The organism is Pseudomonas sp. GB2N2, assembly GCF_054897705.1.
In genome coordinates this window covers 1362974-1384112 of the sequence record NZ_CM142701.1, presented here as the reverse complement: position 1 = coordinate 1384112, position 21139 = coordinate 1362974, and the positions used below count along the sequence as shown (strand labels likewise).

At 59.2% G+C, this 21139-nt stretch carries 16 protein-coding genes; 11 read left to right on the top strand and 5 right to left on the bottom strand.

Translation table 11 applies throughout. The annotated features are described in order from the left end of the window. The first annotated feature begins 146 nt into the window (after nucleotides 1–146). The gene (locus ACYZT4_RS06385) at nucleotides 147–365 is read left to right on the top strand and encodes a DUF2970 domain-containing protein (protein ID WP_461986185.1); all 219 of its coding nucleotides are present in this window, start codon (nucleotides 147–149) and stop codon (nucleotides 363–365) included. Here the strand turns inward: ACYZT4_RS06385 and ACYZT4_RS06380 are convergent. Further along, the gene (locus ACYZT4_RS06380) at nucleotides 362–1447 is read right to left on the bottom strand and encodes an ABC transporter substrate-binding protein (RefSeq protein ID WP_461986184.1); all 1086 of its coding nucleotides are present in this window, start codon (nucleotides 1445–1447) and stop codon (nucleotides 362–364) included. The genes ACYZT4_RS06385 and ACYZT4_RS06380 overlap by 4 nt on opposite strands. Before the next feature lie 521 nt (nucleotides 1448–1968). On the opposite strand from ACYZT4_RS06380, the gene ACYZT4_RS06375 reads away from it, so the two are divergent. Together ACYZT4_RS06375 and ACYZT4_RS06370 are read left to right on the top strand one after the other, a co-directional pair. Beyond that, on the top strand, nucleotides 1969–3627 hold the full coding sequence (locus tag ACYZT4_RS06375; RefSeq protein ID WP_461986182.1) for a nitrite/sulfite reductase: 1659 nt from the start codon (nucleotides 1969–1971) through the stop codon (nucleotides 3625–3627). Next, a complete protein-coding gene (locus ACYZT4_RS06370) occupies nucleotides 3611–4105 on the top strand; it encodes a DUF934 domain-containing protein (RefSeq protein ID WP_461986180.1) in 495 nt (164 codons plus the stop codon). Before ACYZT4_RS06375 ends, ACYZT4_RS06370 begins: the two co-directional genes overlap by 17 nt. A 45-nt stretch (nucleotides 4106–4150) precedes the next feature. Here ACYZT4_RS06370 and ACYZT4_RS06365 read toward each other — a convergent pair whose 3' ends face one another. Both ACYZT4_RS06365 and sohB read right to left on the bottom strand, forming a co-directional pair. Next, the gene (locus ACYZT4_RS06365) at nucleotides 4151–8011 is read right to left on the bottom strand and encodes a leucine-rich repeat domain-containing protein (RefSeq protein ID WP_461986178.1); all 3861 of its coding nucleotides are present in this window, start codon (nucleotides 8009–8011) and stop codon (nucleotides 4151–4153) included. Between the two features lie 183 nt (nucleotides 8012–8194). Then, nucleotides 8195–9217: a protease SohB gene (gene sohB / locus ACYZT4_RS06360; protein WP_461986177.1), complete on the bottom strand. Its 1023-nt coding sequence runs from the start codon at nucleotides 9215–9217 to the stop codon at nucleotides 8195–8197. Between the two features lie 201 nt (nucleotides 9218–9418). Here sohB and ACYZT4_RS06355 point away from each other — a divergent pair, with 201 nt between their 5' ends. The 3 genes from ACYZT4_RS06355 to ACYZT4_RS06345 all read left to right on the top strand — a co-directional run bounded on the left by ACYZT4_RS06355 (nucleotide 9419) and on the right by ACYZT4_RS06345 (nucleotide 12661). Then, a complete protein-coding gene (locus tag ACYZT4_RS06355) occupies nucleotides 9419–10129 on the top strand; it encodes a histidine phosphatase family protein (RefSeq protein ID WP_461986175.1) in 711 nt (236 codons plus the stop codon). Between the two features lie 64 nt (nucleotides 10130–10193). Continuing rightward, complete coding sequence (locus tag ACYZT4_RS06350) at nucleotides 10194–10508, top strand: SCP2 sterol-binding domain-containing protein (RefSeq protein WP_007976511.1); 315 nt, start codon at nucleotides 10194–10196, stop codon at nucleotides 10506–10508. Between the two features lie 305 nt (nucleotides 10509–10813). After that, nucleotides 10814–12661, top strand: coding sequence for an amidohydrolase (locus ACYZT4_RS06345; RefSeq protein ID WP_461988567.1), 1848 nt, complete (start codon nucleotides 10814–10816; stop codon nucleotides 12659–12661). A 143-nt stretch (nucleotides 12662–12804) separates the two neighbouring features. On the opposite strand, the gene ACYZT4_RS06340 is transcribed toward ACYZT4_RS06345, so the two are convergent. Beyond that, complete coding sequence (locus ACYZT4_RS06340; protein WP_461986172.1) at nucleotides 12805–15435, bottom strand: MGH1-like glycoside hydrolase domain-containing protein; 2631 nt, start codon at nucleotides 15433–15435, stop codon at nucleotides 12805–12807. 221 nt (nucleotides 15436–15656) lie between these two features. On the opposite strand from ACYZT4_RS06340, the gene ACYZT4_RS06335 reads away from it, so the two are divergent. From ACYZT4_RS06335 to ACYZT4_RS06325, 3 genes are all read left to right on the top strand, one after another. After that, nucleotides 15657–16520 (top strand): LysR family transcriptional regulator, encoded by an 864-nt coding sequence (locus ACYZT4_RS06335; RefSeq protein WP_461986170.1) that lies wholly within the window; start codon nucleotides 15657–15659, stop codon nucleotides 16518–16520. A gap of 106 nt (nucleotides 16521–16626) precedes the next feature. Further along, the gene (locus ACYZT4_RS06330; protein WP_461986168.1) at nucleotides 16627–17772 is read left to right on the top strand and encodes an SRPBCC family protein; all 1146 of its coding nucleotides are present in this window, start codon (nucleotides 16627–16629) and stop codon (nucleotides 17770–17772) included. Further along, complete coding sequence (locus ACYZT4_RS06325) at nucleotides 17769–18869, top strand: SMP-30/gluconolactonase/LRE family protein (protein WP_461986166.1); 1101 nt, start codon at nucleotides 17769–17771, stop codon at nucleotides 18867–18869. Before ACYZT4_RS06330 ends, ACYZT4_RS06325 begins: the two co-directional genes overlap by 4 nt. 216 nt (nucleotides 18870–19085) lie before the next feature. On the opposite strand, the gene ACYZT4_RS06320 is transcribed toward ACYZT4_RS06325, so the two are convergent. Further along, nucleotides 19086–19319 carry a DUF465 domain-containing protein gene (locus ACYZT4_RS06320; protein WP_461986164.1) on the bottom strand — a complete coding sequence of 78 codons (234 nt, stop codon included), beginning with the start codon at nucleotides 19317–19319 and terminating at the stop codon, nucleotides 19086–19088. 217 nt (nucleotides 19320–19536) lie between these two features. Here ACYZT4_RS06320 and ACYZT4_RS06315 point away from each other — a divergent pair, with 217 nt between their 5' ends. Both ACYZT4_RS06315 and ACYZT4_RS06310 read left to right on the top strand, forming a co-directional pair. After that, on the top strand, nucleotides 19537–20058 hold the full coding sequence (locus tag ACYZT4_RS06315) for a DUF4142 domain-containing protein (protein WP_461986162.1): 522 nt from the start codon (nucleotides 19537–19539) through the stop codon (nucleotides 20056–20058). A 227-nt stretch (nucleotides 20059–20285) separates the two neighbouring features. After that, nucleotides 20286–21137, top strand: coding sequence for an STAS domain-containing protein (locus ACYZT4_RS06310; RefSeq protein WP_461986160.1), 852 nt, complete (start codon nucleotides 20286–20288; stop codon nucleotides 21135–21137). Nucleotides 21138–21139 lie beyond the last annotated feature (2 nt).

Sequence of the window (21139 nt, the reverse complement as noted above, 5' to 3'; positions counted from 1 at the left end):
GTAGGAGCGAGCGTGCTCGCGAAAAACGCCGAGGCAACGCGTTCATTCAGGCAGTACGCGTTAGCGTTGTCGTCCATCGCGAGCGAGCTCGCTCCTACAGAGGGATTGTCTATGCTTACGGCTCACAACCAAGTGACGAGGGGTTTATGGACGATCCAGTCGACAACAAGCCGCCGAACTTTTGGCAGATGCTGCACAGCGTCATGGCGGCGGCGTTCGGGGTGCAAAGCGGAAAAAACCGGGCGCGGGATTTCACTCACGGCAAGCCCAGCCATTTTGTGATGTTGGGGATTCTGTTCACGGCGGTGTTCGCCCTGACACTGTTCGGTGTCGTGAAACTGGTGCTGTTACTGGCAGGCGTCTAGTGCATCAAGGTTTGCAGGCTGAACGGGTAACGATACGTCGTGGGCTTGCCCTTGGCCGATAGCGTGTGAAAATCCACGCCGAAATCCTGTACAGCGCCCATTGCCAGCAAGCGCTTGGCTTGCGCCCGGTCAATCAACTGCAGCAGTGGAATCTGTCTGTCACGACCGCCGTACTGGCTGATATCGACACCGCCGTCGTCGTCATGCAACTGCACCATGGCCCAGCCACCCAGGCTGAAATGCCCGCCCAGCAATACGCTCAGGCGCTTGTCGAGCAGTGCGCGTAACGCGGTGGGTGAATTGTTGATGGTGCCAAACAACGCGTCCTTGCCGGGTTTGCCTCCCGATTCTTCATAGGCCTGCATCACGCCAAAGCCCATTTCATCATTGGCCGTCCAGACCAGAGACGTCTGCGGGTAGCGCTTGAACAGCAGCCGGGCTTGATCATAAGCCCGTTCCCGTGTCCAGCCGCCGTACACCAATTGACGCAAACGCACTTCAGGGTGCTCGGCCAGGGCCCGGCGCATGCCCTTCTCGCGAAGCTGCGCCGACGGTGTGATTTTCAGGCCGGAGAATGCCAGCAGATCAATGAACTGGCCGGGGGCGACCGGAGGATGCAAACGAATCAGCTCCTTGAGCATCAGGTAGCCGCCCTCCTCATCGTTGGGCACCAGGCTACCCAACCAATCGGGGTACTTGTCAGGTTGCGAAGCGAGCAAGTGCATCTGATCCGCGGTCAACGCGTTATTGACCATAAACAGCTTCACGCCGCTGCCCTTCGCCAGGCGCAGGATTTCAGGGGCCACATACTGTTCGTTGACGAAGACCAGGTAGTCAGGCCGATGCGGCCCTTGCAAGGCTTCGCGCGCCTGCTTGACGGTGAGTTCAGAGTTGCGGTCGGAATACACGACGCGCAAATCCATGCCAAGGTTGGTGGCCGCAGCCTGCATGAATTGTGAATAGCTGACCCAGAACCCTTCCCTGGGGGTGCCCGGATTCAGAAACACCACCGACGCCGCGTGCGCGCAGGTTCCCATGACCGTCACGAGCGTCAGCAGCACCGCGCAGAAAAACTTCAACATAGATTGTCCGAGCCCGGAAATTCGCCGCGCATTATAACCAGCGAACACTCGTGAAACGGCGTTTATTACAGATCTTGTCCGACAATCGTCGGCTCCAGGCCCGGACGGGGTCGGTTATTGATGGCTAACCCAGAAAACTGCCGTCCCCACGACCAGAATGATCAGAAACAGAATGGCCCAAGCATCGACCGTACTGTCAGGCTTTGAAACTTTGATAGGGTTGCTCATTGCATCGCCTCTTGTCGGTTTTATCGGTGATTGCATAAAGACTCGACCACAGTAAAGACGACGATTGCCCACACCACAAATACGGGTTTTGTAATAACAATTCTCGATAGTCGATTTGGTTCTTTGCATATATTCAAACATCACTTTTGCGCATAACTCCAAACTGGTATCTTGCCCCGGCTCCGTAGGGAGTGCGCGGCCGTGCGCGCAGAATTGCCGAGGCAGTATCGAGACTTCAGCAAGCCAAAATCGCAGCTGGATCCGACCGGCCCAAGCCTGAGAACAGGACTTATATGTACGTATACGACGATTACGATCAGCGGATCATCGAGGACCGCGTCAAGCAGTTCCGTGATCAGACCCGACGCTATCTGGCAGGCGAGCTGAGCGAAGAAGAATTCCGCCCCCTGCGTCTGCAAAACGGGCTGTATGTCCAGCGCTTCGCCCCCATGTTGCGAGTCGCTGTGCCTTACGGCCAACTGACCTCGCGCCAGACGCGAATGATGGCCAAGGTTGCACGCGACTACGACAAGGGCTATGCCCATATCAGTACCCGCCAGAACGTGCAGTTCAACTGGCCGGCGCTGGAAGACATCCCGGACATCCTCGCTGAACTGGCCACCGTGCAGATGCACGCGATCCAGACCAGCGGCAACTGCTTGCGCAACGTCACCACCGACCAGTTCGCTGGTGTCGCTGCCGACGAATTGGTCGACCCGCGCCCATGGTGCGAGATCGTGCGTCAGTGGACGACGTTCCACCCGGAATTTGCCTACCTGCCGCGTAAATTCAAGATCGCGATCAACGGCTCGACTTCCGACCGTGCCGCCATCGAAGTCCATGACATCGGCCTCGAGCCGGTGCACAACGCGGCCGGCGAACTGGGTTTCCGCGTGCTGGTCGGCGGTGGCCTGGGCCGCACCCCGGTGGTGGGCGCATTCATCAATGAATTCCTTCCGTGGCAAGACCTGTTGAGCTACCTCGACGCCATCCTGCGTGTTTATAACCGCTATGGCCGTCGCGACAACAAGTACAAGGCGCGGATCAAGATTCTGGTCAAGGCCCTGACACCTGAAGTGTTCGCGCAAAAAGTCGATGCGGAAATGGAACACCTTCGCGGTGGCCAGACCACGTTGACCGAAGCCGAAGTGCATCGCGTCGCCAAACACTTCGTTGACCCGGACTACAAGTTGCTGGATAACCAGACCGCCGAACTGGCCGCGCTCGACCAGCAACACCCGGGCTTCGCCCGCTGGCGTACGCGCAATACCCTGGCGCACAAGAAGCCGGGATATGTAGCCGTCACCCTGTCCCTGAAGCCAACCGGCGTTGCGCCGGGCGACATCACCGACAAGCAGCTGGACGCCGTCGCCGACCTCGCCGACCGCTACAGCTATGGGCAACTGCGCACCTCCCACGAGCAGAACATCATCCTGGCGGACGTCGAGCAGTCTCAACTGTTCGCGATGTGGGGCGAGTTGCGCGAGCAAGGTTTCGCCACGCCGAACGTGGGCTTGCTGACCGACATCATCTGCTGCCCTGGTGGTGATTTCTGTTCGCTGGCCAACGCCAAGTCGATCCCGATCGCCGAATCGATCCAGCGCCGTTTCGACGACCTGGACTACCTGTTCGACATCGGTGAACTGGACCTGAACATCTCCGGTTGCATGAACGCCTGTGGTCACCACCACGTCGGCCACATCGGCATCCTCGGGGTGGACAAGAAAGGCGAAGAGTTCTACCAGGTATCGTTGGGTGGCAGCGCCAGCCGTGATGCAAGCCTGGGCAAGATCCTCGGCCCGTCCTTTGCCCAGGAAGTCATGCCTGACGTGATCGAGAAGCTGATCGACGTGTACATCGAACAACGTACCGAAGACGAGCGTTTCATCGACACCTACCAGCGTATTGGCATCGACCTCTTCAAGGAACGCGTCTATGCAGCGAATCATTAAGAACAACGAAGTCGTCGACGAAACCTGGCACTTGCTGCCCAAGGATTTCAACATCGACGAGATCAGCAACTGCGACGACCTGATTGTGCCGCTGACGCTGTGGCGTGAACACGGCCGTATGCTCAAGGCTCGCGACGGTGGCCTGGGCGTCTGGCTCGACGCTGACGAAGAAGCCGAGGAGATCGGTGAAGACGTGGCGAGTTTCCAGGTGATTGCCTTGAATTTCCCGGCCTTCACCGATGGCCGCAATTACTCCAACGCCCGTCTGCTGCGTGACCGTTACGGTTTCAAAGGCGAACTGCGGGCGATTGGCGATGTGCTGCGCGACCAGTTGTTTTACCTGCATCGCTGCGGGTTCGATGCGTTTGCCTTGCGCGCCGATAAAGACCCGTATGAAGCCCTGGAAAGCCTCAAGGACTTCTCGGTGACCTATCAGGCCGCCACCGACGAACCGCTGCCGCTGTTCCGTCGCCGTTGATCGTGAGGCCTTGAACTCCTTGCGGGGTTCAAGGCTCATGGGATGTTACGACGCCTCCCCTCCTGCCGGAAACGGCCGCCCCAATGCCACCCAGTCGTTGTAAAGCCGCGCCCGGTCTTCCAGCGCCGTGAAGGCCGCAAACGGGTTGTCGAAAGCGCCTGCTGGCAACCGCACATCCTGGGACAATCGCCCCCACAGCTCATCCGAAGCGTCTGCTTCAGTCAGTAAGCGCCACATCCGAGTCTGAAGATCCAGATAATTGACCTGAAAATCCGGGGTCAGTGTCAGAGCACTCATGGTCCCTAAAAACCGTGGGCCACGGTGCTTGAGGGCGAGTCTTTGCCAGGCCTGTAAATGAGCGTCCGCCGGCCCTGGTTGAATGCCGCTCAACCAGACCGCTGGATCTGAACGGTCATTACCGGGTGAGTTCACCCACAGGTTAACGCCCGTCTTCTCCCGGTGCTGGACCAACCGGCGCAAGGTGTCCTCGTCGGTAATCGGGTTGTGCCACAGCAGCACTCGATCCCTGCTGATCGCCTGGTTCAATATCGCCTGCGGCACTCGACTGATCTGGTTGTCACGCAAATCCAGCAGGGTCAAATACGGCTGGTCAGCGATGCCGACCGGGCATGTCGTGATCCCTGTATTGTTCAAATTCAACGAGTGCAACCGGTTCATTCCCAACACCACCGGTGGAACGCCCAATGGGTTATCGCTCATGTCCAGTACTTGAAGTCGGGTCAGTTCACTCAGCTTTCCGGCAGTGAGCTCGCTCAAGGTCAGGTGAGTGTCACGCAAGATCAACGAAGTGAGGCTGCGCAGGTCGGGAATCGTGACGGGCAATTCACCTGCCTGTGGCACGTTTGCAATGTCAAACCGCAAGTCGACGCCCTCAAGATTCAACGTCTGCACATTGGGAAAGGCCTCAAGAAATTCATCCAGGCTGGAAACCACGTTCATTTGGAAGTTGTGCATATTCAAACCGACCACATCGTTCAGGCGGACGCTGAGCGCGGGCAATCGGTGAAAATTTTCATGGTCCAGGTTCATCGTAAAGCCGACTGTATGGTTTCCCGAGTAACGGCTGTGTGCCTGCGGTGGACGCTTTCGCCACACGGAGACAAGTTCGTCAGCCAGTTCCATCCGGGTGTTCACTTCGGTGGTCATCGCGTCTTGTATCAGCGCTGCGTTGTGCGCCGCCAATTGCGCCGGACTCATGCCCGCGGCTTCCTGATCGCCAATATCAAGGAGCGGCACACCCATATCGTTGATGTCCACCGCCACCCGCCCTACCCAGTCGTTCATATCAACCGTCAACTGTCGAAGCTGGACTTTCAACCGATCGATATGGGCAATGTAATGGCTGCCCACTCGTGCCAGTACCCCATCGGCATCGGCATCAGTGAGTTCGGGATAGACCTCCCTGAGTTGTATCCTTTTTATCGCCTGTGTCAGCGCTTCGTCCTGAGGTGTAGCCGGGAAGCCACCACCTTTGAGTCCTTGTGGTTCAAAGGCCAGTCGCGAATCCATTCTGCCCAGCCCGCTCACGAACTCGGAGCGAGACAGAGCGTGATCGCTGATTTTCAGCTTCAGCTCGGCGCCGGGATTCGCAGACAGCAACTGCAAGGCTGAACGCTCGTCACTGGACAGGACAGTGGCGATTGCCTCGTACACGTTTGTCGCAGCGGCAGCCGGAATGGACTGATACCGCTCCTGAACCTTGATCAGGCGCAGGCAATCGGGTGAGTCGATGGGACCGACACGATCAAGCACTCGACCGCCAAGCGAACCTTCCAGCACTTCGATTCGCAGCCCCTTGGGCCATCCCGGCAGGTTGCGCAGGGAGTGCAAGGCCAGTGTGTCCGATTCAGCACGGCTGACCGAGCGAAGATACAGGCCTTCATAGGCGCGATTCAGGCGCACATGCTGCTGATATTGGCGGGCCTTGCCGTCCAGTTGTTTGAACAACTCCCTGGCCTGTTCAGGGGCTGGTGTCGCCTTGAAATCAACACCGTAGCGATCGAGCATCTGCTCCACCGCAGTTTTGGGCAGGTCGGGATACGTCTTTTGAAACAGCCGGACCCATGGGTGATCCGATTGCTGCACGACCTGGTATCGACGGTTGAACTCGGCTTGCGCGGTCAACGGATCACCGAGCGCCGCGACTTCCTGATCGATCCTGAAGCGAACGATGGTGTCTTTCAGCAACGGCGTCGGCGCGCGGCCGGCCTGCATCAGCCGCAGCATGTCGTCATCGACAGCGCTGACCTTGCCGATCTGCGCCAGGACCTCGTCAGTGAAAGTACCCGCCGGGGCGCCCACGCCCCGCAGGAGATCCACACGCGTTGGCATCGGCAATACCGCGTGCGGAGGCCTTTGGGTCAGGGCTGTTTCCTCGATGGGTTCGACTGTGCCTTTGTCGCGCGGCGCATCGGTCAATGCGGCCAACGCATCCCCGTCTCGGCTGAGCGAACCCACGCCGTTCGCCAACGGCAGCGCATTGAGCAAACCGAACACGATTCGAGTCACGCCCTCCGAGCGTTGGCTGGCAGTCTTGCCGTCAAGAGCCTGGTCGACGCCATACCCAGCGTCAATCAGGCCGGCAAGCACCAACAACCCTTCACCCCCGGGCACAAACAGCGCCAACGGACCGAACTGATTGACCCACTGGACAATGGGCTCGACGAAAGCACTGAGATTGGCGCGATTGACATCAGCATCGTCGCGAATGGTCTGGGTGCTGGCGGTAGCCGCCTGCTTCATGGTCAGCACCAACTGCGCAAACGGATCAGTGTTCGAGGACACAAAGTCGGCGTCGATGTAGTCGGCCGGGTCCCAATAACCGTCGTTGTTGAAGAAGCCCGATTCTTTGGTCAGGTGATACTGTCGCGGGAAAATCGCCATGCCCTCCAGCGTCGTAAGCACCCCAGCGTGAAAGGTCCCGTCTTCGCGATCGTCTTCGGCGAAGTGCGCAGCCAGTGCCTGTTTCTTTTCGGCAGACTTGCCCTGTTCGACTATCCAGTGGCGCAACCGTCCTCTATCGGCGAACTCATGCAGCGGTGAAGAGTTGCCGGGGATATACAGCAGCACTCGACCGCTGGATCGGTCCCTGTAGCACCAGATATCCCTCGCTGTGTACCGATAGAGCTTTAACCGCCCCGCCTCGATGTTCGCGGACAGCCGCGTCGACCCTTGCAGCTGTCCAATCGTCAGACCGTCCCAGGCTTGATCGGACGGCAGCCCCGCCGCACCCATGGCCAGCTCCAGGCCCTTTTGGGACACGCTGTTTTCATGGTGCTGCAGCCATGCCGTCATGACGAAAGCGGCTTTGACTGAGGTTCTCAATGGGTAAGGTCTGGGCGCAACCAGTACCTCGTCCGACGGCCAGGCATTGTCGAGATAGTTTTCATACCGATATTTCAGATCCAGTTCCCAGACCCATTTCTTGAAATCGGCTGGGCGCAGCGTTAGCTGTGTTTCGGGTCCGTAGACTTGCGGGGTGGTCTGGCGATAGATGCCTTCGTAGGTTCGGTGATTGCCACTGCCGTGGTCAGCGAACTCATCGACCTTTTCAACAAGGCGAACAGCTGGCCCGACATCCAGCGGCGTGTATAAACCAAAGGCGGTCTCACCGAAGCGGCCGTCGCCGACAGTCTGGTCGTTGGAAAGCAGTGTTTGCACCAGCGTGCGCGAACTGCCGATTTGCCCTTGATGAATGCCGTTCTGTTCCGGGTGACCTCTGTAGTCGTAATCGAGGGTTACCAGCAAAGCTGTCTGCGGATCGAGGTTTGCGCCCCACTTGTCCTTGATCAGTTGTTCGCCAAACTGGCTTGGGGTTTTCGGCAGTGCGGTGTCGACCGCCGCTTTCAGTTCATCGCGCATTCGAAGGGGGGGTGCCGTATTCATGGTGCATTCCATTGCAGTCAATTCAGGCACACCACCCTACCCAATCCCGCCTCGGTACACCGTCGGAGCGATCGACAGCAACGTAGGGAAAGTTCGCTGCGGGTGGACGGACGTTTTGCAGACGAAAAAAAACCGTGGGAGGGTCCACGGTTTTTATAGGTAAGGCCGTTCAGGCTTGGAGGGTTACCAGAAGCGTTGCTGCGTCAGACGGCTCCACCAGGTCAGCAACATACGGTCGACCGAACCACTGGCCGCCATGCCGATGCGCTCCTGCAGGCTTTTGCGTTCGGCATAGTGCAGGTGGTAAAGCTCCGACTTCTTCGCGCGCTCGGAGAGGTATTCATCGCTGGTCTTGAGTTCGTCCACCAGTTGCAGGTCCAGTGCGGCAACGCCGAGCCAGATTTCGCCAGTGGCGACGTCGTCGATGGCCAGTTGCGGGCGATAGCGGGCAACGAAGTTCTTGAACAGCTGATGGGTGACGTCGAGGTCTTCCTGAAATTTCTCGCGGCCCTTTTCAGTGTTTTCGCCAAACACGGTTAAGGTGCGTTTGTACTCGCCGGCGGTAAGGACTTCAAAGTCGATATCGTGCTTTCTCAGCAACCGGTTGACGTTGGGCAACTGCGCCACCACGCCAATCGAGCCGAGAATGGCGAACGGTGCGCTGATGATCTTCTGGCCGATGCACGCCATCATGTAACCACCGCTGGCCGCGACCTTGTCGATGCACACCGTCAGCGGCACGCCGGCGTCACGGATGCGCGCCAGTTGCGAGGACGCCAGGCCGTAGCTGTGGACCATGCCGCCGCCGCTTTCCAGGCGCAGCACCACTTCATCCTTGGGTGTAGCCAGGGTCAGCAGCGCGGTGATTTCGTGGCGCAGGCTTTCAGTGGCCGAGGCCTTGATATCGCCGTCGAAATCCAGCACGAACACCCGGGATTTCACCTCGGGTTTTTTCTTTTGCTTCTTGTCGGTTTTGGCTTCGACCTTGCGCAAGGCCTTGAGCTGGTCCTTGTCGAGCAAGGTCTGCTCCAGGCGTTCACGCAGCCCTTTGTAGAAATCATTGAGCTTGCTGACTTGCAACTGACCGGCCGACTTGCGCCGACCTTTGCTGCGCAGCGCCGCGAAACTGGCGAGGACCACCAGAATGGCGATCACCAGTGTCACGGTTTTAGCCAGGAAGCTGGCGTATTCGGACAAAAACTCCACAGTGACTCCTTCAGTTCAATGCGCGGCCTAATCTGCGCGGATGCCACCAGCATACTCATGCGTCGGCCCCGCGACCAGCCGTGAAACCTCTGGCAACAGGCCTGTCATGCGCTTTTCAAACAAGCGTATGTTTTTTCATTGACAGCTCACCGCCATCCTCATAACCTCGCCGAACCTTCAACGTACCGGGATGACGCGGACGTGGGCAGTATCTACTTGATTCGACATGGCCAGGCCTCCTTTGGTGCAGACGACTATGACGTCCTGTCGCCGACCGGTATTCGCCAGGCAGAAATCCTCGGCCAGCACCTCGCCGGATTGGGCGTCAGCTTTGATCGCTGCCTCTCGGGCGACCTGCGCCGTCAGCAGCATACCGCCAGCAGCGCGCTGCAACAGTTCGTCGCCGCAGGCTTACCGGTGCCGGTGGTGGAAACCGATCCCGCCTTCAACGAGTTCGATGCCGATGCAGTGATTCGCGCGTTGCTACCGACCATGCTGGACGACGAACCCGAAGCGCTGGACATCCTGCGCAACGCTGCGCAAAACCGTGCCGAGTTCCAGCGTATTTTCGCCCTGATCATCGAGCGCTGGCTGGCCGGCACCTATGACACCCCGGGGCTGGAAAGCTGGCCAGGCTTTGTCGAGCGGGTTCAGGGTGGCCTGAACCGCATCCTCGACAGCGCTGACAACCAGCAGAAAATCGCCGTGTTCACCTCCGGCGGCACCATCACGGCCCTGCTCCATCTTATTACCCAAATGCCTGCCCGGCAGGCATTTGAGCTGAACTGGCAAATCGTCAACACCTCGCTCAACCAATTGAAGTTTCGTGGTCGCGAGGTGGCACTGGCTTCTTTCAACACTCATGCGCACCTACAACTGTTGAAAGCCCCGGAACTCATCACGTTTCGCTGAGTCCGGACTATTGTGACCCTGGCTGTAATCACCCAGCTCTTATTACCCAAGAAAGGATCGAACCATGACCTCCGTAGCTGATGCCGTACAAGCAATGAAAGCCAAGTTCAACCCAGCCGCTGCCGCCGGCCTGGACCTGGTCTTCGGTTTCCGCATCGACGACACCAAGAACTTCTCGCTGATCGTCAAAAACAGCACCTGCGAACTGCAGGAGGGCGAAAACCCGGACGCTCAGGTGACTCTGGTGATGGACGGCGAAACCCTGGAAGGCATCGTTGACGGTTCGACCGACGGCATGCAGGCGTTCATGGGCGGCAAACTGCGCGCTGAAGGCGACATGATGCTGGCAATGAAACTGTCCGAGCTGTTCCCAAGCTAAGACAAAGGTTTCCGCACTCGGGAACCGCTCTGGCTGCACACGAATCCCGCCCCTTGTGGCGGGATTCGTCGTTTTCCACCTGCGCAAAAGCGCCCACTCGGGATTTGCGGTCTATATTCCTTCTGGCCGCATGCGTCAGACATCGGCTGTTCCAGCGCCTTTTCTTCCATGAAAACCGAGCGGAGAACACTGCCATGAGTCCACCTGACGAGCACGACGGCATCAATCGCCGACGCGTACTGCATGGCCTGACGGCCGGTGCCGTCGGTGCCTGGATCAGCCCGCTATTCGCAGGGAGTAAAACCATGCCCGATACTCCGGCCGACCTCATTCTCTACAACGGACGCCTGCACACGGTCGATCGCAAGAAACCCCAGGCCAGCGCCGTCGCCATCAAGGACGGCCGCTTCGTGGTGGTCGGCAGCGATGCCCAGGCCATGGCGCTGCAAGGCCCCGGCACACAAATCATCGACCTGCACGGTCGCACGGTGATCCCCGGTCTCAACGACTCACACTTGCACCTGATCCGTGGCGGCTTGAATTACAACCTGGAACTGCGCTGGGAAGGTGTGCCGTCGCTGGTGGATGCCTTGCGCTTGCTTAAGGACCAGGCGGACCGCACACCGACGCCACAATGGGTGCGCGTGGTCGGCGGCTGGAACGAATTCCAGTTCGCCGAAAAACGTCTGCCAACGATTGATGAGCTGAACAAAGCCGCGCCGGACACCCCGGTGTTCGTGTTGCACCTCTACGACCGCGCCCTGCTCAACCGCGCCGCTTTGAAAGTGGTCGGCTACACCCGCGACACGCCTAATCCACCCGGCGGTGAAATCCAGCGTGACGCCAACGGCGATCCGACCGGCATGCTGATCGCCCGCCCCAACGCGATGATTCTTTATTCCACTCTGGCCAAGGGCCCGAAACTGCCGCTGGAGTATCAGGTCAACTCGACGCGGCAGTTCATGCGCGAACTCAATCGCCTCGGTGTCACCAGCGCCATTGATGCCGGTGGTGGCTATCAGAATTATCCGGACGACTACCAGGTCATCCAGCAACTGGCCAAGGACCAACAGCTGACGGTGCGCATTGCCTACAACCTGTTCACCCAGAAACCCAAGGAAGAACTGAGCGACTTCAAGAATTGGACCAGCACCTCGCATTACGGTCAGGGCGGTGACTTCCTGCGCCACAACGGTGCCGGGGAAATGCTGGTGTTCTCGGCGGCGGATTTTGAAGACTTCCTCGAGCCTCGCCCGGATCTGCCGCAAACCATGGAGCAGGAGCTGGAGCCGGTGGTCCGGCATCTGGTGGAACAGCGCTGGCCATTCCGTCTGCACGCCACCTACAACGAATCCATCAGCCGCATGCTCGATGTGTTCGAAAAGGTCAATCGCGACATCCCGTTCGACGGCTTGCCCTGGTTTTTCGATCACGCCGAAACCATCACCCCGCAGAACATTGAACGGGTCAAAGCCCTGGGTGGCGGTATCGCGATCCAGGACCGCATGGCTTTTCAGGGCGAGTATTTCGTCGATCGTTACGGCGCCAAGGCGGCCGAGCACACCCCGCCGATCGCGCGCATGCTCGCCGAAGCCATTCCCGTCGGCGCCGGCACAGACGCCACGCGGGTCTCCAGTTACAACCCCTGGACCTCAATGTACTGGCTGGTCAGCGGGCGCACGGTCGGTGGTCTGGAGTTGTACCCGCAAGGCTTGAGCCGCGACACCGCACTGGAACTGTTCACCCACGGCAGCGCCTGGTTTTCCTCAGAGCAAGGCAAGAAAGGCCAGATCAAGGTCGGGCAATTGGCTGACCTGATTGCCCTGTCGGCGGACTATTTCCACATCGAGGATGAAGCGGTCAAATGGATCGAGTCGGTGCTGACCATCGTCGATGGCAAGATCGTCTACGGCACCGCCGAGTTCGAAAAACTCGGCCCGCCGCCCTTGCCGGTGGTGCCGGAATGGTCACCCGTGGTGAAAGTGCCCGGCCATTGGAAACCGCTGGCGCCGATGACGGCTCAGGTTCATCAGTGTGTCGGGGCGTGCGCGGTGCATGCTCATAGCCATGAGCGCGCGCGGTTGTCGTCGGCGCCGGTCAGTGATTTTCAGGGATTCTGGGGTGCGTTTGGCTGCTCGTGTTTTGCGTTCTGAACACGTGCTCCCCAAACACCGCAAATCCCCCGTAGGAGTGAGCCTGCTCGCGATAGCGTCGTAACATTCAACATTGATATCGACTGACAAGACGCTATCGCGAGCAGGCTCACTCCTACAGGGGTTCTGTGTTGATTCATGAATCAGGGTTGTAGCAGCAACGCCACCAGCGCGGTCCACCCCGTCTGGTGACTGGCCCCCAGACCGCGTCCGGTCTCTCCATGAAAATACTCATGAAACAACACCAGGTCGCGGCTCTCGGGGTCGGCTTGCAGTTGCGCATAGGCCGCCATCGACGGTCTTTTGCCCTCCTCGTCCTTGAGAAAAAGCCGCGTCAGACGCGTGCTTAAACTGTCCGCCACCTCTTCCAGCGACGCCCGGAAACCTGATCCGGTCGGGTATTCCACCGAAAAGTTTTTATCGTAATACAGGTGAAACTCGCGCAAGGACTCGATCAGCATGTAATTGATCGGCATCCACACCGGCCCGCGCCAGTTGGAGTTACCACCGTATAGCCGCGACTCCGACTCCCCCGGCTCATACCGGGCACACAATTGATTACCGTTGATTAGCAGGCCGAAGGGTTGGACGGCGAAACCTTTGGAGAGTGATCGAATCCCGAACTCGGATAGAAACTCGGCCTCGTCCAGCATGCGCCGGAGCAAGTCCTTGGTGCGCTCACCGCGCAATAACGCCAGCAGCATCCGGTTGCCCTCACCCGGTTCGGTCCAGCGTGAAACCAGGCTCGCCAGGTCGGGCCGATGGCGCATGAAACCGAGCAAGCGTTCACGCAAACCCGGCAACCCTTCATGTTCGTGCTGCTCCAGCACTTGCACGGCGAACAGCGGCATCAGGCCGACAATCGAGCGCAACCGCAGCGGTTCGTTGACGCCGTCGGGACGGTGCAGCACGTCGTAGAAAAAATGGTCTTTTTCGTCCCACAGGCCCTCAGCCTCGGAGTCGACCCGGTTGATCGCCCCGGCAATGTAGAGAAAATGCTCGAAGAACTTCACCGCGATGTCGACGTACACGCTATTGCGCTTGGCCAGTTCCAGTGCGATGCGCATCAGGTCCAGCGCATACGCGGCCACCCACGCCGTACCGTCGGCCTGATCGAGTTGATAGCCGGTGGGCAGCAGCGCCGAGCGGTCGAACAACGCAATGTTGTCGAGCCCGAGGAAACCACCTTGAAACAGGTTGCGGCCCTCGGCGTCCTTACGGTTGACCCACCAGGAAAAATTCAACAGCAATTTATGGAAAATCCGTTCGAGGAAGTCCATGTCGCCGATACCGGTCAGCGCCTTGTCCTGCTGATACACGCGCCAACTGGCCCAGGCGTGAACCGGCGGATTGGCGTCGTCGAAGCGCCATTCATAGGCCGGCAGCTGACCGTTCGGGTGCATGAAACGATCTTTCACCAGCAGCAACAATTGGTGTTTGGCGAAACCCGGATCGATCAGCGCGAAGGCCACGGCCTGGAAACCCAGGTCCCACGAGGCGTACCACGGGTATTCCCAGGTGTCGGGCATCGAGACGATGTCGGCATTCGACAGATGCCGCCAATGGGTATTGCGCATGTGGCGCCGCTCGGGCGGCGGTGAGGGTTGCGCCGGATCGCCATCGAGCCATTGATTGACGTCGAAGTAATACAGCTGTTTCGACCAGAGCAACCCGGCCAGTGCCTGGCGCTGGACATTACGCGCATCGGCATCGGCAATTCCGTATTGCAGCTGCGCATAAAACTCGTCGGCTTCTGCGCGACGTTGCTCGAAAACGGTTTTGGCGCTGACCTGCGGCGCACCGGCCGGGGCGAATCGCAAATAGACGCTGCGGCTTTGGCCCGCGTCGAACGACAAATCAAAATGCGCTGCCACTCGCGTGCCCGCGTCACGGCGAATCGCACCGTCGTGCCCATCGACAACGAAGTCGTTGATCCCGTCCTTGAACGGGCCGCTCGCCGCCACGCCATCCAGTTTGGGAAAGTTGCTTTCGTTGTTGCAGAACAGCCATTGGCCGGGCCCTTCACCCCAGGCACTGACCTGTCGATCACTCAGTTGCGGGTGCATCGCGAGGACCTGATCACCGTTCAGCGTCAGGCTTGGCTTGTGCTCGTCCTCCGCCCAGCTCCAGAAATTACGTGCCCACAGGTGCGGCAACACGTGCAGGCGCGCCGGTTGATCGGCGCGGTTGTGCACGGTGATGCGCATAAACAGATCGTCGGCGGTGTACTTGGCGTACTCCACTGTCACGTCGAAGTAGCGGTCATCCTCGAACACGCCGCTGTCGAGAATTTCGTATTCGGCATCGGCCAGGCCGCGACGGGCATTCTCGGCCACCAGGTCGGCATAGGGAAATTCGGCCTGCGGGTATTTGTAGAGCATGCGCATGTAGGCATGACTGGGCACGCCATCGACATAGAAATACAGCTCTTTGACGTCCTCGCCGTGATTTCCCTCGGCGTTGTTCAGGCCAAACAGGCGTTCCTTGAGAATCGGGTCGCGCCCATTCCACAACGCCAATCCCAGGCACCAGCGCTGAGCCCGGTCGGAGAATCCGGCGAGCCCGTCTTCTCCCCAGCGATAGGCCCGACTGCGCGCGTGATCGTGGGGAAAGTAGCGCCAGGGGTCGCCATCGGCGCTGTAGTCCTCGCGCACCGTGCCCCATTGGCGTTCGCTGACGTACGGCCCCCATTCGCGCCAGGCCTCGGCGTCGCTGCCGGTGAGGCGCTGGCCTTCCGGGGTATCGAGGATGTTCGTCGCGCGTTTGGCCGTCATGGATGAGTCCGATGGGCAAGAGTCGGTTTGCAGTGTAGTGCGTCGGCCTGTCGGAAGGCTGAACGTCCGCTGCATTCCGGCTCTTGCCAGTGCGACCGTTAGAAAGCGCTCAGGGCGAAACCCATAGAAGCCGTTACCCCTGGAATGGATCTGTACCCGACCCGGGAACGGTTGCAGCCATATCTGTTTACAATGCCAGCACTCCAAACACCGGCCACCCCATGGACATCGATCTCGCCCGCACCTTTCTGGAAATCGTCCGCCACGGCAGCCTCGCCGCCGCGGCAGAAAAACTCCATGTCACCCAAACCGCAATCACCGCGCGGGTGCAGAAACTCGAAAGCCAATTGGGCAGCACACTGTTCGTGCGCAACCGCGCCGGCGCCCGTCTGACGCCCAACGGTGAAGCCTTCGTGGTGTACGCCAATCAACTGGTCGAAACCTGGGAAGCCGCGCGCCGCGACCTGCCATTGCCCGAGGGTTACCATGACGTACTGCACATCGGCGGCGAGGTCAGTCTGTGCAACCCGTTGATGCTCAGTTGGGCCGGCGAACTGCGTGAAAAAATCCCCAGCCACGCCCTGCGCATGGAGATCCGTGACGGCGAAAACCTGCTGCGCCAACTGGAACTGGGCGTGCTGGATGCAGCGCTGGTCTATCAGCCGGAATATTGGCCGCGCCTGCAAGTCGAGCAGGTGCTGGAAGAAAAACTGGTCCTGGTTCGGCTGCCCGGAAAACCCGACCCCTATGTCTACATCGACTGGGGCCCGGATTTTCGCCGCCAGCACGATGCCGCCCTGCCAGAAAAAGCCAAAGCCGCATTGAGCTTCAACCTCGGTCCGCTGGGCTTGCAGTACATCCTTGAAAACGGCGGCAGCGGCTATTTCCGCACCCGGGTGGTGCAGAGTTACCTGGAAAACGGCGTGCTGGAACACGTACCGAAAGCCCCGGAATTCAGTTACCCGACCTATCTGGTTTACTCCCGTGACCGCGACTCCGCGACCCTGCAACGGGCGTTCGACCTGCTGCGCGAAGTCATCCAGTCCGACGAGGACTGGTCACAGCGCTGGAACCCGCTGACCTGAGGGCGACTCACACCGGACACTGGCAGTTGTGCCCTGTGGGTTCGTTCCGCCGAAAATGGCGTAATCGTCTAATCTGCTGGGACGACAACGAACACAGGTGAATGCAGTGAGGCAGACCACCGAAGCATTTCGCAGCCGCTATCGCGCTGACATCCACCCTTACTACAATCCCTGGCTGCATGGCGCCTTCGTCCTGCTGTTTGGCGTGCTCGCCATCTCAGCGTTCTGGAGCAGCGTGCATTCGGTTCGGCCCACGGAATGGCTGGCGGTGCCACTGACATTGTTGTCCTTCAACGTCGGCGTCTACCTGGTGCATCGCCATTTGGGGCATCACAAAAAAAGCGTCGCGAGGATGTTCTACGCACGCCACGCCGGTGACCATCACAGCTTTTTCGCCCCCGGCAGCATGTCCTGTGACAGCGCCCGCGATTGGCGGGTGATCCTGTTTCCGGCCTGGCTGATTGTGGTCCACACGCTGGTCATTACCGTCCCCGTTTGGTGGCTGTTGCATCAATTCGATGCCAACGTCGCCGGTCTGGTTGGTGGTTGCCTGGTCCTTGGTTACCTGACTTATGAAGTGTTCCATGCCTGTGAGCACCTGCCGCCCTCGAACCCGGTGACACGCTGGCCGTGGATCCGCCAGATGCGCCGTCTGCATGAATTGCATCACCGGCGCGAGTTGATGCAGGAGCGCAACTTCAACATCGTTTTTCCGCTGACGGACTTTCTGTTCGGCACCCTGTATTGGGAGCCCGAGCCGACCTACCTGAACCCGACGAGAATGCCCATGACCCGCATGCAGCATCGAATCAACATTGCCGGCAACCCGATTGACGTACTCGCCTACGCCAGCACCGTGACCCGCTGGCCGGAGTGGCACCCGTCGTCGCTCAAGGTCGACGGCCCGGCCGGTCCGCTGCATGCCGGCTCACGTTTCGAAGAGGACATTCGGGCTGGCGGACGCGATGGGCATTTGAGCTGGGGGGTCAACGAATACCTGCCCGGCCGGCGCTGGAGCGCTCGGGCTCAAGGCGACCATGGCCTGTCACTGGAGGTGACTTACGAATGCGAGGCCGACGGCGATGGAACGCGTTTTGTCCGCACCCTGGAGTACCAATTCAGTGGCCTGGGAATGCGCATTGCCAACAAACTGTTGCTGAAACGACGTATCGACCATGAATCAGCCGCGTCGATGCTCGCCTTGCGCGACATGGCGCAGAAACACCTGTCACCGGCAGGAGTCACCGTGTGAGTCGAGCCGTCAGGTTGCGCCATGTCGTGTTGCTGGTGATCGTGGCCATTGCCGCTTTCCTGTTGTTGCTGCCGACCAAGGTCCGACCGGTCGCCTGGGCACCTGCTCCAGCGCCGTCGCTGGCCAACGGCCCCTACGCCGACAATCAGCGCCTCAAAGGCGTTCAGCGTGTCGGTGCTGCCGATATCGACGGCCCGGAAGCGTTGCTGCTGGAGGACAACGTTCTTATCACCGGCTTGCATGACGGTCGACTGATTCGCACCAGCCTCGACGGCAAGGTCACCAAGGTGCTGGCCGATACCGGCGGCAGACCGTTGGGCCTCGCACGGCACCCCAATGGTTTGCTGGTGATCGCCGACGGGGTCAAGGGTTTGCTCTCGCTCGACGCCCAAGGGCGGTTGATTGCGCTGACCACGACTGCGAATGGCGTGGACTTCGGATTCACCGACGACGTGGCCATCGACAAGGCCGGGCACTACGCCTATTTCAGTGATGCTTCCAGCCGCTTCGGCTACGGACATGACGGCGAGGCGATCATCGAGCACGGCGGCGATGGTCGTCTGTTGCGTTATGACTTCCAGAGCGGCAAAACCGACGTGCTGCTGGATAAGCTGGAGTTCGCCAATGGCGTGACCCTGGGGCCGGACGAGGCCTTTGTGCTAGTCAATGAAACCGGCGCTTATCGGATCAGTCGCTATTGGCTGAGCGGGCCCAAAGCAGGCACTCACGACCTGTTCATCGACAACTTGCCGGGATTGCCGGACAACCTTTCCTTTAATGGCCGGGACCGTTTCTGGGTGGCACTGTATGCGCCGCGCAACGCATTGCTCGACGCCACGGCCGGGCATCCGTTCGTGCGCAGGATGATTGTGCGGGCGATGACCGTGTTGCCTAAACAGGTGGAGAAACGCGCGATTGCCTTGGGACTGGATGTCGAGGGCAAGGTGATTGCCAATCTGCAGGACGGCAGTAGCGACAACTATTCGCCGATCACCACGGTGCGTGAATATGGGGAGTGGCTGTATTTCGGGTCGTTGAAGGCCAGGCACATGGTGCGGTTGCCGCTCGGCACCGCTTTATCACAGACGCCAAATTAACCTGTAGGAGCCCGGCTTGCCGGCGACGGCGATCTCACGAACGCCATCGCCGGCAAGCCGGGCTCCTGCAGATTTGGTGTCGTTCAGACGTTATCGGGGATCGGCTTCACCATCACTTACCGCATTGTCGGTGTCGGACTCTGATCATTCTAGGTGCCGATATTTATCGCCGTTCCAATTACTCAGTCACCAGTGGTCGGTGGCTGCAGCGACAGGTCAGGACGGTGCCTGGAGTTGTTTGACAATCTTGTCTTTGACCTGCAAGCGCGTCTCCTTGAGCTTTCTCACTGCGTCATCGCTGGATTTGGCTTGCTCTGCCTTCACCACTTCGGCATCGGCCTGGGAATACTTGTTGATCAGCGAATCCAGTAACGGATCCTTGGTGCGTTTTTGCTGGATCTCTTCCTTTGAAAGTTTCAGGTCCTGGTACAGATCGTGGGTCACCGGCATGGAACACCTCCGTTTGTTGATCGGCAGCAAACGCGATCAATTGCGTTCGCCAACTAGCAGAATGGCCTCGGTTGACGGGTTCTGTCGACCGCCTATCAGACCAGCGGTGTCCGTTCGTCGCCGAGAGACAAACCTGATCAAACCTTTATCCGTCCGTCGGCCTCCACTGCATAACGATCACCTGATCGCCCATGAACACCTGTGTGGAGAATGACCAATGGACGGATTCACCCTGCGCCACCTCACGTTGGCCGTAGCCTTGAGCACCAGCATGGGCGCGGCATTCGCTGCCACTTCCAATGATTTTGTCGATAACGCGGCGGCTGGCGGCATTGCCGAAGTCGAAACCAGCAAGCTGGCCGTTGAAAAAAGCGCCTCGGCGGATATCAAGACGTTTGCCAACATGATGATCACCGATCACACCAAGGCTAACGATGAACTGGCGGCCATCGCCAGGAAACACGATATCGAAGTGCCGGACAGCACAACGCTGGTCAAGCAGGCGAAAGAAAAGATCCTCGACCTGCGCGACGAATCGTTCGATGCGGCCTACGCCAACAACCAGGTGAAGGCGCATGAGGAAACCATCGCGCTGTTCAAGAAAGAAGCCAACACGGTGACTGACGACAAGGTCGCCGGCGCCACGGAGCTGAAAGGCTTTGCACAAAAAATGTTGCCGGGATTGGAAAAACATCTGGATATGGCGAAAAAACTCCAGGCTGCGCACCCCAGCAAATAACCCGCCGAACTCAAGAAGCCGCATCCTGTGATGCGGCTTTTTTATGCCTGGGATTTTCTGATCAAGCTCATAAAACCGCAGCCTTTGGCAGCGCCTACTAAAGTGCATGAGTGCAGGATGAAAATATCCTGCGCGCAACGAACAACTATTTCATACGAGAAATGTCACTGACTTGCGCCGATCGTTTCTTGGGGAATCGGCGCGCACTTTTCAGGGAGTCTAGGAACATGGCAGCACTGCAAACCACCACGCTCGACGCGATCAAGAAAAACCAGCCGCAGCTGCTCGCCCACTGGACCAGCAGCCTCGAAGCCAGCGGCGCCACGCGCAATATCAAAGAGCAGGAGCTGAAGCAGCAAACGGCCGAATTTATCCAGTTGATTGTCTCGGGTATCGAGCAAGGCAACGGCCAGAATGTGGCGGCGCCAGGTTGGGACGAAATCCGCCTGTTCCTTGAAAAACTCTCCCATAGCCGTGCGCTGCTCGGCCAGGATTCGCACCAGACCGCCAGCTTCATCTTCTCCCTGAAAGGCCCGCTGTTCAAACTGCTGCAGAACAATTACCAGGACAACCCTGCGTTGTTGGCCGAGCAAATCTGGGAAGTCTCCGAGTTGCTCGATGCGTTGGGCATGCACACCATCCGTACCTTCCAAAAATCCCGCGAGGCTGTGATCAAGCGTCAGCAGGAAGAGTTGCTGGAGCTGTCGACCCCGGTGGTCAAGCTCTGGGATGGTGTCCTGGCGCTGCCGATGATCGGCACACTGGATTCGCAACGCACCCAGGTGGTGATGGAATCGCTGTTGCAGCGCATCGTCGATACCGGTTCGGAAATCGCCATCATCGATATCACTGGCGTACCGACGGTCGACACCCTGGTGGCGCAGCACCTGCTGAAAACCGTGACCGCGATTCGCCTGATGGGTGCCGATTGCATCATCAGCGGCGTGCGTCCGCAAATCGCCCAGACCATCGTGCACCTTGGCCTGGACCTGCAAGGCGTCGTCACTAAAGCCAACCTCGCCGATGCATTGAAGCTGGCCCTGACGCGTTTGGGCGTTACCGTCAGCAAGTCGGTATAAGC